Raw genomic sequence first — 11850 nt, forward strand, 5'->3', positions numbered from 1 at the left:
TAAATGGTCGCAGTCAAGACTGGATTGCCGCGTCGTCGGTTTGACGTGGTCATCGTCGGGGCGGGCGGCGCCGGGATGCGCGCATCCCTCCAGCTCGCAGAAGCCGGCCTGAACGTGGCCGTGCTGTCGAAGGTTTTCCCCACCCGCTCGCACACCGTGGCGGCGCAGGGTGGCATCGGTGCCTCGCTTGGCAACATGAGCGAGGACAACTGGCACTATCACTTCTACGACACCATCAAGGGCTCGGACTGGCTGGGCGACCAGGACGCCATCGAGTTCATGTGCCGGGAAGCGCCGAAGGTCGTGTATGAGCTCGAGCACTTCGGCATGCCGTTCGACCGTAACGCCGATGGCACGATCTACCAGCGTCCGTTCGGCGGCCACACGGCCAACTACGGCGAGAAGCCCGTGCAGCGTGCCTGCGCCGCGGCTGACCGTACCGGCCACGCGCTGCTGCACACGCTGTACCAGCGCAATGTGCGCGCCAAGACGCATTTCTTCGTCGAATGGATGGCGCTGGACCTGATCCGCGACGAAGACGGTGATGTGCTGGGCGTGACCGCGCTGGAAATGGAAACCGGCGAGGTCTACATCCTCGAAGCCAAGACCACCCTGTTCGCCACTGGCGGCGCGGGCCGGATCTACGCGGCTTCCACCAACGCCTTCATCAACACGGGCGATGGCCTGGGCATGGCGGCGCGTGCCGGCGTACCCCTGGAAGACATGGAGTTCTGGCAGTTCCACCCGACCGGCGTGGCCGGCGCGGGCGTGCTGATCACGGAAGGCGTGCGTGGCGAGGGCGGCATCCTGCGTAACAAGGATGGCGAGCGCTTCATGGAGCGCTATGCCCCGACGCTGAAGGATCTGGCGCCGCGTGACTTCGTGTCGCGCTCGATGGACCAGGAAATCAAGGAAGGCCGTGGCTGCGGCCCGAACGGCGACTACGTGCTGCTCGACCTGACCCACGTCGGTGCCGAGACCATCATGAAGCGCCTGCCGTCGATCCGCGAGATCGGCATGAAGTTCGCCAACGTCGACGCGATCAAGGAACCGATCCCCGTCGTGCCGACCATCCACTACCAGATGGGCGGTATCCCGACGAACTTCCACGGTCAGGTCGTGGTGCCGAAGAACGGCAACCCGAACGAGATCGTGAACGGCTTCTACGCGATCGGCGAATGCTCGTGCGTGTCGGTGCACGGCGCCAACCGCCTGGGCACGAACTCGCTGCTGGATCTGGTGGTGTTCGGCCGTGCGGCCGGCAACCACATCATTGCCAACGCGAACAAGCAGAAGGAACACAAGCCGCTGCCGGCTGACGCCGCGGACCGCGCCATGGCGCGCCTGGCCAAGCTGCAGAATTCGTCGTCGGGCGAGTACACGCAGGACGTGGCCAACGACATCCGTCGCAACATGCAGTCGCATGCCGGCGTGTTCCGTACGCAGAAGCTGATGGACGAAGGCGTCGAGCGCATCCTGGAAGTGGCGGAGCGTGCCAACAACATCCACCTGAAGGACAAGTCCAAGGTCTTCAACACCGCGCTGGTGGAAGCCCTGGAAGTGTCGAACCTGGTGGAAGTGGCCAAGGCGACGATGATCTCGGCCGCGGCCCGCAAGGAATCGCGTGGCGCCCACGCCCACAGCGACTTCCCGAACCGCGACGACAACAACTGGCTCAAGCACACGCTGTTCTACAGCGAAGGCAACCGCCTCGACTACAAGCCGGTGAAGATGGAGCCGCTGACGGTGGAATCGGTTCCGCCGAAGGCCCGTACCTTCTGAGCCCCGCATCGTAGAGACAACAGGACCCACAGAAATGAAGCGTATTTTCGAAGTCTACCGCTACGATCCGGACAAGGACGACGCGCCCCGCATGCAGACCTACGAGGTGGAACTCGATGGTCACGAGCGCATGCTGCTCGATGCGCTGGTCAAGCTGAAGAAGCTCGACGAGACCATCTCGTTCCGCCGCTCGTGCCGTGAAGGCGTGTGCGGTTCGGACGCGATGAACATCAACGGCAAGAACGGCCTGGCCTGCCTGACGAACATGCGCGAGCTGCCGGACCGCATCGTGCTGCGTCCGCTGCCCGGCCTGCCGGTGGTGCGGGACCTGATCGTCGACATGACGAACTTCTTCAAGCAGTACAACTCGATCAAGCCGTTTCTGATCAACGACGAGCCGCCGCCCGAGAAGGAACGTCTGCAGTCGCCGCAGGAACGTGACGAGCTGGACGGCCTGTACGAGTGCATCCTGTGCGCGAGCTGCTCCACGTCGTGCCCGTCGTTCTGGTGGAACCCGGACAAGTTCGTCGGCCCGGCCGGCCTGCTGCAAGCCTACCGCTTCATCGCGGACAGCCGCGACCAGGCTACCGGCGAGCGTCTGGACAACCTGAACGACCCGTACCGCCTGTTCCGCTGCCACAGCATCATGAACTGCGTCGACGTGTGCCCGAAGGGTCTCAATCCGACCAAGGCCATCGGCAAGATCAAGGAACTGATGGTCCGCCGCGCGGTATAAGCCAGCGGTATAAACTGCCTTCTGCCACCACGCGGGAGGCTGCAGTATCGCAGTCTGCAGTTGAAGTAAGCGGCGCGTCAGCCTGGTGAGCTATATCAGGTGACGCGCCGATCGCAAGAAGGCTGACCATGAGTCTTTCCACCACTTTCTCCCATCAGGCCGATCCGCATAAGCGTGCCCGTTTGCGCTGGCGTGCCCGCCGCGGCCTCCTGGAGAACGACATCATCGTCGAACGTTTCTTCAACCGTTACGAGGAGAGCCTGTCCGATGAGGACGTGGCATCGCTGGGCGAGCTGTTCGAGCTCAGCGACAACGAGTTGATGGACCTGCTGCTTGCCCGCAAGGAGCTGGACGGTGAGCTCGACACGCCCCCGATGCATCGGGTCCTCGACCTGCTGCGTTCGGTCTGAGTTTGGTCAACACTATTATTCACAGCATTAGAAGGAACCGACATGACGCCGTCCGATGTGAAAGCCACGCTATCGTTTTCCGATGGTTCCCCCAGCGTTGAGCTGCCGATCTACAAGGGTACCGTTGGCCCCGACGTGATCGACATTCGCAAGCTGTACGGACAGACCGGCAAGTTCACCTATGACCCGGGGTTCATGTCGACTGCGTCGTGCAACTCCAAGATCACCTACATCGATGGTGACAAGGGTGAACTGCTGTACCGCGGCTATCCGATCGAGCAGCTGGCAGGCAAGTGCGATCACCTGGAAACCTGCTACCTGCTGCTGAAGGGCGAACTGCCCAACGCCAAGCAGAAGGAAGAGTTCGTCAACAGCGTGATGAACCACACGATGGTTCACGAGCAGCTGCAATTCTTCCTGCGCGGCTTCCGCCGCGATGCCCACCCGATGGCCGTGCTGACGGGTCTCGTGGGCGCGATGAGCGCGTTCTACCACGACGCGATGGACATCGATGATCCGCACCAGCGCGAGATCTCGGCCATTCGCCTGATCGCCAAGATGCCGACCCTCGTGGCCATGGCATACAAGTACAACATCGGCCAGCCGTACATCTACCCGCAGAACGACCTGTCCTACTCGGGCAACTTCCTGCGCATGATGTTCGGCACGCCGTGCGCCCCGTACACCGTGAACCCGGTGCTCGAGCGCGCGCTGGACCGCATCTTCATCCTGCACGCCGACCACGAGCAGAACGCCTCCACCTCGACGGTGCGCCTGGCTGGCTCGTCGGGCACGAACCCGTTCGCCGCCATCGCCGCTGGCGTGGCCTGCCTGTGGGGTCCGGCCCACGGCGGTGCCAACGAAGCTGCGCTGAAGATGCTGGAAGAGATCGGCAGCGTGGACAACATCAACGAGTTCATCAAGCAGGTCAAGGACAAGAACTCGGGCGTGCGCCTGATGGGCTTTGGCCACCGCGTGTACAAGAACTACGATCCGCGCGCCAAGCTGATGCGCGAAACCTGCCATGAAGTGCTGAACGAACTGGGCCTGCACAACGACCCGCTGTTCAAGCTCGCCATGGAACTGGAAAAGATCGCGCTGGAAGACGAGTACTTCGTGAGCCGCAAGCTGTACCCGAACGTGGACTTCTACTCGGGTATCGTGCAGCGCGCGCTGGGCATCCCGACCTCGCTGTTCACCTGCATCTTCGCCCTGGCACGTACGCCGGGCTGGATCTCGCAGTGGGAAGAGATGATCACGGACCCCGAGTACAAGATCGGCCGTCCGCGCCAGCTGTTCAACGGCGCCGCCGCCCGCGAAGTGCCGGACATGGCCAAGCGCTGATCCCGCCGCGCAAACGCAGGGCGGCCCGGCCGCCTTGCGCTGCAGCAAACACGAACGCCCCGGCTTGCCGGGGCGTTTGTTTTTCCGCCTGCGGGGCGTTGTGCGCCGCCGCGTGAGGGTCATCGTCGCGGTTATGCACAACAGTTGTGAAAGACCATTTTTGCGACGATTCCTGCCATGGGAAGGTTGCAACAGTCTGCATTTGTTGTCTGATTTTCGGCAAAGTCGGGAACTATCGCCCCAACCGGTTGCAACTTCCCTCTATAATGCGGGCTGCTTTTGCCACCGGCAGCCGGGCCACCCTTCCGGCACGTCGCGCGGCAAGGCGGGGCAGGCGAAGCGCTTGCGCAATAGAGAACGCATCAACGTTGTCTTTCCGAACTTTTGGCGCCACGAGCTTCCGGGGCGCTGACACATGCCGGGCCCCGCATCGCTTCACGTCTTCATCGCAGGCCCGTCTTCCGCTTCGGGTCTTCCCTCCGCCACCTCTGGCGGCTCTCCCCGCGGGTGTTGTTCGATTGCGCAGGTCATGCCACCTCTGCCCGGAATGACCTACACATAATCGAGGAGCTCCTGATGACGCTGTCCCGTCTCACGTCCACTGCCATGGCCGCCGTGATTGCCACCGCCGGCCTCACTGCCGCCAGCCTGGCCCACGCCGAAACCGTCAAGATCGCCATCGCCGGCCCCATGAGCGGCTCGGTCGCCCAGTACGGCGACATGGTCAAGGCCGGTGCCCTGACCGCCATCGAACAGATCAATGCCGCGGGCGGTGCAGGCGGTAACAAGCTCGAAGTGGTGCTGATGGACGACGCCTGCGAGCCCAAGCAGGCCGTGGCGGTGGCCAACAGGATCGTGAGCCAGAACATTCGCTTCGTGATTGGCCACGTGTGCTCCGGCTCGACGATTCCGGCATCGGACATCTACGAGAACGAAGGCATCGTGATGGTCACGCCGTCGGCCACCGCGCCGCAGCTGACCGAGAACAAGAAGCGCAAGTTCATCTTCCGCACCATCGGCCGTGACGACCAGCAGGGTCCTGCCGCTGCCCAGTACATCATCGGCAAGGTCAAGCCGAAGAAGGTGGCCGTGCTGCACGACAAGCAGTCGTACGGCCAGGGCATCGCTTCGTCGGTGAAGAAGGATCTGGAAGCTGCCAAGATTCCCGTGGCCGTGTTCGAAGGCATCAACGCCGGTGACTCGGACTACTCCGCCGTGATCACGAAGTTGAAGTCGCAGGGCGTGGACTTCGTCTACTTCGGCGGCTATCACCCGGAAATGGGCCTGCTGCTGCGCCAGGCGCGCGAGCAGGGCGTGAAGGCGACGTTCATGGGCCCCGAGGGCGTGGGCAACAAGGACGTGACGGCCATCGCCGGCCCGTCGTCGGAAGGCATGCTGGTCACGCTGCCGGCCGACTTCTCGGCCGACCCGGCCAACGCCGCGCTGGTGAAGGCCTTCGCCGACAAGAAGCGTGACGCCAACGGCCCGTTCCAGATGCCCGCCTACGCCGCCGTGAAGATCATCGGCGACGCCATCGCCGGCGCCAAGAGCACGGACCCGGCCAAGGTGGCCGCGTACATGCACAAGAACGCGTTCACCACGCCGATCGGCAAGGTCGAGTACGACGAGCGCGGCGACCTGAAGTCCTTCAAGTTCGTCGTCTACACGTGGCACAAGGACGCCACGAAGACCGCCGCCAACTAAGTCCGGCGCCACTCTGGCGAAACGCCTCGCTCCCGCACCGGGAGCGGGGCGTTTTGGTATCGGTTCGATGTCGGATAATCGTCACATCCTGACGGCCCGCACGCCGCATCGGCCTTCCCGATCCACAAGGTCCTCCGCATGAACGAATTCCTTCCACAGTTCACCCAGCAGCTGGTCAACGGCCTGACGCTGGGTGCGATCTATGCGCTGATCGCCATTGGCTACACCATGGTCTACGGCATCATCGGCATGATCAACTTTGCCCACGGCGAGATCTACATGATCGGCGCCTACGTGGGCCTCGTCACCCTGACCGCCATCGGCGCGCAGGCCGGCTACCCGCTGCCGCTGGTGCTGGGCGCCGCGCTGATCGTGGCCGTGGCCGTCACTGGCTGCTATGGCTTTGCCGTGGAGCGCGTGGCGTATCGCCCCTTGCGCGGCGGGCCGCGGCTGGTGCCGCTGATCTCGGCCATCGGCATGTCGATTTTTCTTCAGAACTACGTCCAGATCGGGCAGGGCGCGCGTGACGTGTCCGTGCCGGTGCTGATCTCGGGCGCCATTGAATTTCAGATGGGCGGCGACTTCGTCGTGACCGTGCCCTATTCGCGCCTGCTGATCGTGGGCGTGACGCTGGTGCTGATGGTGGCGCTGACGCTGTTTATCGGCCATTCGCGCATGGGCCGCGCCTGCCGCGCCTGCGCGGAGGACATGCGCATGGCCAACCTGCTCGGCATCGACACGAACCGCGTGATCTCGTTCACCTTCGTGCTCGGCGCGATGCTGGCCGCCGTGGGTGGCGTGCTGATCGGGCTCACCATCGGCAAGCTCAATCCGTTCATCGGCTTTATCGCCGGCATCAAGGCCTTTACGGCCGCCGTGCTGGGTGGCATCGGCAGTATTCCGGGCGCGATGCTCGGCGGCGTGCTGCTGGGCCTGGCCGAAACCTTCGCCTCCGGCTATATGCCGGCCGAGTACAAGGACGTGGTGGCGTTTGGGCTGCTGGTCCTGGTGCTGCTGTTCCGTCCGACCGGCCTGCTTGGCAAGCCGGATGTGGAAAAGGTCTGAGGAGGGCGCCATGACACAAGCGATGTACCAAAAATCTGTATCGCATTCCGTCGCGCAGACGATGAAGGGCGCGGTGACGGCGGCTGTGATGACGGCCATCCTCACCATTCCCGTGCTGGGCCTGCAACTGAAGCTGGACGGCTACAAGGTGGTGCTGGAGCCGCACTGGCGGCCGGTCTGGATCGCCGTGGCAGCCGTTTTCGTCTTCCAGCTACTCAAGCCGCTGCTAACGCGGGCCCGTAGCGCCGTGAAGCTGCCGGCCGCGCCGGCGATGGGCGCGCAGCAGCAGCGCGTGGTGATCTGGGTGCTGCTGGCGGTGGGGCTGGTCTGGCCGTTCTTCGGCTCGCGCGGCGCGGTGGACGTTGCCACGCTCGCGCTGATCTACGTGATCCTCGGCCTGGGCCTGAACATCGTGGTGGGCTTCGCCGGTCTGCTCGATCTGGGCTACGTGGGCTTCTACGCGGTGGGCGGCTACACGTACGCGCTGCTCAACCAGTACTTCGGGTTCACGTTCTGGGAGTGCCTGCCGATTGCTGCGGGCATGTCGGCGCTGTTCGGCTTCGTGCTCGGCTTCCCGGTGCTGCGGCTGCGCGGCGACTACCTGGCCATCGTCACGCTCGGCTTTGGTGAAATCATCCGCCTGCTGCTGAACAACCTGACCAGCCTGACCGGCGGCCCGGACGGCGTCTCGGGCATTCCGAAGCCGACCGTGTTCGGCATCGAGATGGCGCGCAGCGCGAGCGTGGAAGGCACGCGCACGTTCCACGAGATGATCGGGTTCGACTACACCGGCCAGCACATGGTGATCTTCCTGTACCTGCTGGCACTGCTGCTGGTGGGCTTCACCCTGTTTGTGACGAGCCGCCTGATCCGCATGCCGATGGGCCGCGCCTGGGAGGCGCTGCGCGACGATGAGATCGCCTGCCGCTCGCTGGGCCTGAACCCCACGCGCATCAAGCTGTCGGCGTTCACGCTGGGCGCCTCGTTCGCCGGGCTGGCCGGCGCGTTTTTCGCGGCGCGCCAGGGGCTGGTCAATCCGGAGTCGTTCACGTTCATCGAATCGGCGCTGATCCTGGCCGTGGTGGTGCTGGGCGGCATGGGCTCACAATTGGGCGTGATCCTCGCGGCCATCCTGCTGACGGTGCTGCCCGAAGTGGCGCGCGATTTTGCCGAATACCGCATGCTGATTTTCGGCCTGGTGATGGTGCTGATGATGATGTGGCGTCCGCAGGGCCTGCTGCCCGCGAGCCGTCCCCACGTGGAGTTGCCGCAATGAGCGCGGAAATGCTGAAAGTATCCGGCCTGCAGATGCGCTTTGGCGGGCTGCTGGCCGTGGACGGCATCGATTTCGATGTGCGTCGCGACGAGGTCTTCGCCATCATCGGCCCGAACGGCGCCGGCAAGACCACGGTGTTCAACTGCGTGGGCGGCTTCTACAAGCCCACCGCCGGCGAGGTCACGCTGGACGGCCAGGCCATCGCCGGCCTGCCGAGCCACCAGGTGGCGCGGCGCGGGCTGGTGCGTACATTTCAGAATATTCGCCTGTTCAGGTCGCTGACCGTGGTGGAGAACCTGCTCGTGGCGCAGCACCTGCAGGTCAAGTCCGGCCTGCTGCGCGGGCTGTTCGCCACGCCGGCCTACCGCCGCGCCGAGCGCGAGGCGCTGGAACGGGCCGCCGTCTGGCTGGAACGCATGGGTCTGACCTCGGTGGCCAACCGTGAGGCGGGCACGCTGTCCTACGGGCACCAGCGCCGGCTCGAGATCGCGCGCTGCATGATCACCAAGCCGCGCCTGCTGATGCTCGACGAGCCGGCCGCTGGTCTGAATCCGCAGGAGAAGATCGAACTGCAACAATTGATCGACAAATTGCGCCACGAATTCAACATTTCGGTGCTGTTGATCGAGCATGACATGAGCCTCGTCATGGGCGTGTCCGACCGCATCCTCGTGATGGAGCACGGCAAGCCGATCGTCATCGGCAAGCCCGAGGAAGTGCGCAACGACCCGCGCGTAATCAAGGCCTACCTGGGAGAGGACTGATGCTGAAGCTGGAACAGGTCCATACCCACTATGGCGCCGTGGAGGCGCTGAGCGGCGTATCGATCGAAGTGAACAAGGGCGAGATCGTCACGCTGATCGGCAGCAACGGCGCGGGCAAGACCACGCTGATGATGACCGTGTGCGGCTCGCCGCGCGCCTCGAGCGGCCGCGTGTCGTTCGAGGGGCAGGACATCACGCAGCGCAACACCCACGAGATCATGCGCATGGGCATGGCGATCTCGCCGGAAGGGCGCCGCGTGTTTCCGAGCCTGACCGTGCTGGAAAACCTGAAGATGGGCGCCTTCTTCGCCAGCCGGCACGACATCGAGGCCGGCATCGAGCACGTTTTCAAGCTATTTCCGAGGCTGAACCAGCGCTCGGGCCAGCGCGCAGGCACGATGTCCGGCGGCGAACAGCAAATGCTGGCCATCGGCCGCGCCCTGATGAGCCGCCCCCGGTTGCTGCTGCTGGACGAGCCGACACTGGGCCTCGCCCCGCTGATCATCGCCCAGATCTTCGACATCATCCGCACCATTCGTGACGAAGGTGTCACAGTGTTCCTGGTCGAACAGAACGCCAACAAGGCACTGCAGGTGGCCGACCGGGGCTACGTGCTGGAAACCGGGAAAGTGGTGCTGGCGGATACCGGGGAGAATTTGCTGGCGAATGACCGGATACGGGCGGCGTATTTGGGTGGGTGAGGGGGAGTGGACAGAGCTTGGAGTCCAGGCTTTGCCCTCCATATATCGCTTACCGCTTGAAGAGTCGGTTGAGTAGCGAGCACCTCTTTGGGTGTGAGCTATTCGCTCTCAGGTATTCCTCGGACTCCTTGGCGTCTTGATCGACATCGAGCTCCGAGAAGGACTCGAAAACAAGAGCAATTGCCTCTCGCCATTCAGGGCTGGCCTGCCAGCCGTCTAGATAGAGATCCCGTTGTATCGGCGTCAGCGACGTCCAGAAGGGCCTCCATTCCCGGTCGAACCATGGTTCGGCTACGCCTTGCCTGACATGTGGCGCCAGTTCACCAGGTTCGATGTGCGGGAATACGATCCAATGCGGCTGGGGAGCGTCCGGATAGTGCTCCACGCGGCCTTGGGCCGTCAGCATTCCGGCTCGTCGCTAAGACCATATGCGCAAGCGAAAGGGTCGTGCCATTTGTTGCTCTTGTAGAGCAGGTCGACCGTATTGCCTCCTAACCAGAATAATGTCGCTGTCCCTCCTGAGTAGAGTCGAAATCTGCCGGAAGTGTTATCGCTGAACGATACCTCGCCGATCGCAAAGCATGGGGAATAACGCTCGTGCGTCAGAATGCGGCTCTCTATCGGATAAGCCTTGGAGAAATACCGTTTCACTTGGCTGTCTGTCGGCTTGAAGGTCTTACAGTTTTCCGTGAGGCTGGCGTCGTCAGTGTGCGAGGTTAAGCCCGTTTCCTTGATGACGACGTTTTTTACGGTTCTCTCTTGGGCCGTTACGGGTAATGCGTAAAATGCGGCCATCATTGAGACACAGATCAGTCCGACCTTTACCATACTGCGGTGCTCGCCTCGGTTGGGTTCTTGTATGAGACCTGAGGATGTCGATAAATCTCTCCGGTCGAAACGTTGAACGTTGCAACCAGTTCTGCGATGAGCCAGCGGAGCGACGCATTTTGCTGGGTGGTGACGTTCTCGTAGATTCTTGCGGTCTTGCTGTCACTGGCTGGATCAATCGGCACGGATTTCCCAACGATTTCGATACCGATGGAGTCGTCGCTGGAAGGGTAGCGCTCGGGCCAAGGCTTTTTGTGTTCGTGTATCGATAGCTTTGTATATTGAAGTTGGATTGCAGTGGTCAGCTTCAATTCAGCCGGCGCGCATTTGTGCGTAACAATGCAGCGAGACTGTAGCTTTCCCACGTGTCTGGTGATTTTCTTCAGCGAAGCTGTTTGATATACCGTCCCGTCCTTGTCAATCAGGAAATGGGCGCCGAGCGCGCCTTTTGCTCGATAACTGCTGAATGTACTTTCAGTTGTGGAGCCGTCTGTCTGGTGAACAATAATTCCATTAACCCTGTCCATCGGCCCCCGCTCAATGTTCGGGAAGATCTTGATCTTGACGCGTTCGGCATCCACCCGGCCATTCTTGTCAATAAAGAACATATGTGTCTCCCGGTCAGATTGCCCTGTTTGCCTTCACGTCATAACCCATGCTGACCGTCCCGGCACTGCCGCCGGAGGCGTTCTGCACGACGTATTCCTGCTTCACTCGCGAGAATGAAAGGCTGACTTCTTCCCGGGGCGCGCGCATATTGATGTTGTGAGCTGGTTTCACCTGCGTGATCAGGACGTCCTCCATCGTGATCCTAAGAAACTCAAGCGGCTTGCCACCCGCCTTGCGCATCGTCAGCACTGCGCTGCCGATATGTTTCCCGGTCAGGCAGTACTGAACCAGATTGGGCGTGGCGCGGTCGACATAGTGTTCGAACGTCAGGTCCTCAACGGTCGCCTTGCCTGCGCCACCGCCCCTTCCTGCGTGCATGTTCGATGGCTGCTTCACCGACCATTCCCACGTCAGAACCTCGATTTCCTTCGAATGGCTGGCGTCCGCCGCTTCGCCTTCGATTCCTGTCAGCTTCAAGAAAATGTCCTGCGCCATCGCATGCTCCCGTTCAGGTGAGAAGTACTCCGGGAGCCTATCGATCGCCCGCCAAGTGATCTATAGGACTAGTTCGAAAGGCGCCGCCGCCCCGGACTTGCCGCCACCCACCCCTTTTCGCCAACCGCGAAATCCC

The 11850-nt window shown here is 62.6% G+C and carries 13 protein-coding genes; 9 read left to right on the forward strand and 4 right to left on the reverse strand.

Features of this window, described 5'->3' with window-relative positions; all coding sequences use genetic code 11:
* The first annotated feature begins 3 nt into the window (after positions 1-3).
* From sdhA to AB4120_RS01440, 9 genes are all read left to right on the forward strand, one after another.
* Positions 4-1782, forward strand: coding sequence for a succinate dehydrogenase flavoprotein subunit (gene sdhA, locus AB4120_RS01400; RefSeq protein ID WP_144199428.1), 1779 nt, complete (start codon positions 4-6; stop codon positions 1780-1782).
* A 34-nt stretch (positions 1783-1816) separates the two neighbouring features.
* Positions 1817-2518: a succinate dehydrogenase iron-sulfur subunit gene (locus tag AB4120_RS01405; protein ID WP_092290164.1), complete on the forward strand. Its 702-nt coding sequence runs from the start codon at positions 1817-1819 to the stop codon at positions 2516-2518.
* Between the two features lie 128 nt (positions 2519-2646).
* On the forward strand, positions 2647-2928 hold the full coding sequence (locus AB4120_RS01410) for an FAD assembly factor SdhE (RefSeq protein WP_144199427.1): 282 nt from the start codon (positions 2647-2649) through the stop codon (positions 2926-2928).
* A gap of 42 nt (positions 2929-2970) precedes the next feature.
* The gene (gltA, locus tag AB4120_RS01415) at positions 2971-4272 is read left to right on the forward strand and encodes a citrate synthase (protein WP_144199426.1); all 1302 of its coding nucleotides are present in this window, start codon (positions 2971-2973) and stop codon (positions 4270-4272) included.
* A 576-nt stretch (positions 4273-4848) separates the two neighbouring features.
* Complete coding sequence (locus AB4120_RS01420; RefSeq protein ID WP_441641765.1) at positions 4849-5976, forward strand: branched-chain amino acid ABC transporter substrate-binding protein; 1128 nt, start codon at positions 4849-4851, stop codon at positions 5974-5976.
* 138 nt (positions 5977-6114) lie between these two features.
* Positions 6115-7041, forward strand: coding sequence for a high-affinity branched-chain amino acid ABC transporter permease LivH (gene livH / locus AB4120_RS01425; protein ID WP_144199422.1), 927 nt, complete (start codon positions 6115-6117; stop codon positions 7039-7041).
* A 10-nt stretch (positions 7042-7051) separates the two neighbouring features.
* Positions 7052-8317: a high-affinity branched-chain amino acid ABC transporter permease LivM gene (locus AB4120_RS01430; RefSeq protein WP_441641766.1), complete on the forward strand. Its 1266-nt coding sequence runs from the start codon at positions 7052-7054 to the stop codon at positions 8315-8317.
* Positions 8314-9081 carry a high-affinity branched-chain amino acid ABC transporter ATP-binding protein LivG gene (gene livG, locus AB4120_RS01435; protein WP_144199418.1) on the forward strand — a complete coding sequence of 256 codons (768 nt, stop codon included), beginning with the start codon at positions 8314-8316 and terminating at the stop codon, positions 9079-9081. The genes AB4120_RS01430 and livG overlap by 4 nt, the downstream gene beginning before the upstream one ends.
* Positions 9081-9782, forward strand: a complete 702-nt coding sequence (locus AB4120_RS01440) for an ABC transporter ATP-binding protein (RefSeq protein WP_092290155.1) — start codon at positions 9081-9083, stop codon at positions 9780-9782. The genes livG and AB4120_RS01440 overlap by 1 nt, the downstream gene beginning before the upstream one ends.
* A gap of 49 nt (positions 9783-9831) precedes the next feature.
* Here AB4120_RS01440 and AB4120_RS01445 read toward each other — a convergent pair whose 3' ends face one another.
* Genes AB4120_RS01445 through AB4120_RS01460 form a run of 4 tightly spaced genes read right to left on the reverse strand, consistent with a single transcriptional unit; the run spans position 9832 to position 11714 of the window.
* Positions 9832-10188 (reverse strand): hypothetical protein, encoded by a 357-nt coding sequence (locus AB4120_RS01445; RefSeq protein WP_441641767.1) that lies wholly within the window; start codon positions 10186-10188, stop codon positions 9832-9834.
* On the reverse strand, positions 10182-10610 hold the full coding sequence (locus tag AB4120_RS01450) for a hypothetical protein (RefSeq protein WP_441641768.1): 429 nt from the start codon (positions 10608-10610) through the stop codon (positions 10182-10184). Before AB4120_RS01450 ends, AB4120_RS01445 begins: the two co-directional genes overlap by 7 nt.
* Positions 10604-11218 (reverse strand): peptidoglycan recognition protein family protein, encoded by a 615-nt coding sequence (locus AB4120_RS01455; protein ID WP_149135544.1) that lies wholly within the window; start codon positions 11216-11218, stop codon positions 10604-10606. Before AB4120_RS01455 ends, AB4120_RS01450 begins: the two co-directional genes overlap by 7 nt.
* A gap of 13 nt (positions 11219-11231) precedes the next feature.
* The gene (locus tag AB4120_RS01460; RefSeq protein WP_149135545.1) at positions 11232-11714 is read right to left on the reverse strand and encodes an Hcp family type VI secretion system effector; all 483 of its coding nucleotides are present in this window, start codon (positions 11712-11714) and stop codon (positions 11232-11234) included.
* Positions 11715-11850 lie beyond the last annotated feature (136 nt).

This window comes from Cupriavidus sp. 2KB_3, assembly GCF_052115685.1.
GTDB classification, from domain to species: Bacteria; Pseudomonadota; Gammaproteobacteria; order Burkholderiales; family Burkholderiaceae; genus Cupriavidus; species Cupriavidus campinensis.

Bases quoted from the DNA above. Each gene is read 5' to 3' on its own strand.
- sdhA (WP_144199428.1), top strand. From the start codon at position 4: ATGGTCGCAGTCAAGACTGGATTGCCGCGTCGTCGGTTTGACGTGGTC.
- AB4120_RS01405 (WP_092290164.1), top strand. From the start codon at position 1,817: ATGAAGCGTATTTTCGAAGTCTACCGCTACGATCCGGACAAGGACGAC.
- AB4120_RS01410 (WP_144199427.1), top strand. From the start codon at position 2,647: ATGAGTCTTTCCACCACTTTCTCCCATCAGGCCGATCCGCATAAGCGT.
- gltA (WP_144199426.1), top strand. From the start codon at position 2,971: ATGACGCCGTCCGATGTGAAAGCCACGCTATCGTTTTCCGATGGTTCC.
- AB4120_RS01420 (WP_441641765.1), top strand. From the start codon at position 4,849: ATGACGCTGTCCCGTCTCACGTCCACTGCCATGGCCGCCGTGATTGCC.
- livH (WP_144199422.1), top strand. From the start codon at position 6,115: ATGAACGAATTCCTTCCACAGTTCACCCAGCAGCTGGTCAACGGCCTG.
- AB4120_RS01430 (WP_441641766.1), top strand. From the start codon at position 7,052: ATGACACAAGCGATGTACCAAAAATCTGTATCGCATTCCGTCGCGCAG.
- livG (WP_144199418.1), top strand. From the start codon at position 8,314: ATGAGCGCGGAAATGCTGAAAGTATCCGGCCTGCAGATGCGCTTTGGC.
- AB4120_RS01440 (WP_092290155.1), top strand. From the start codon at position 9,081: ATGCTGAAGCTGGAACAGGTCCATACCCACTATGGCGCCGTGGAGGCG.
- AB4120_RS01445 (WP_441641767.1), bottom strand. From the start codon at position 10,188: ATGCTGACGGCCCAAGGCCGCGTGGAGCACTATCCGGACGCTCCCCAG.
- AB4120_RS01450 (WP_441641768.1), bottom strand. From the start codon at position 10,610: ATGGTAAAGGTCGGACTGATCTGTGTCTCAATGATGGCCGCATTTTAC.
- AB4120_RS01455 (WP_149135544.1), bottom strand. From the start codon at position 11,218: ATGTTCTTTATTGACAAGAATGGCCGGGTGGATGCCGAACGCGTCAAG.
- AB4120_RS01460 (WP_149135545.1), bottom strand. From the start codon at position 11,714: ATGGCGCAGGACATTTTCTTGAAGCTGACAGGAATCGAAGGCGAAGCG.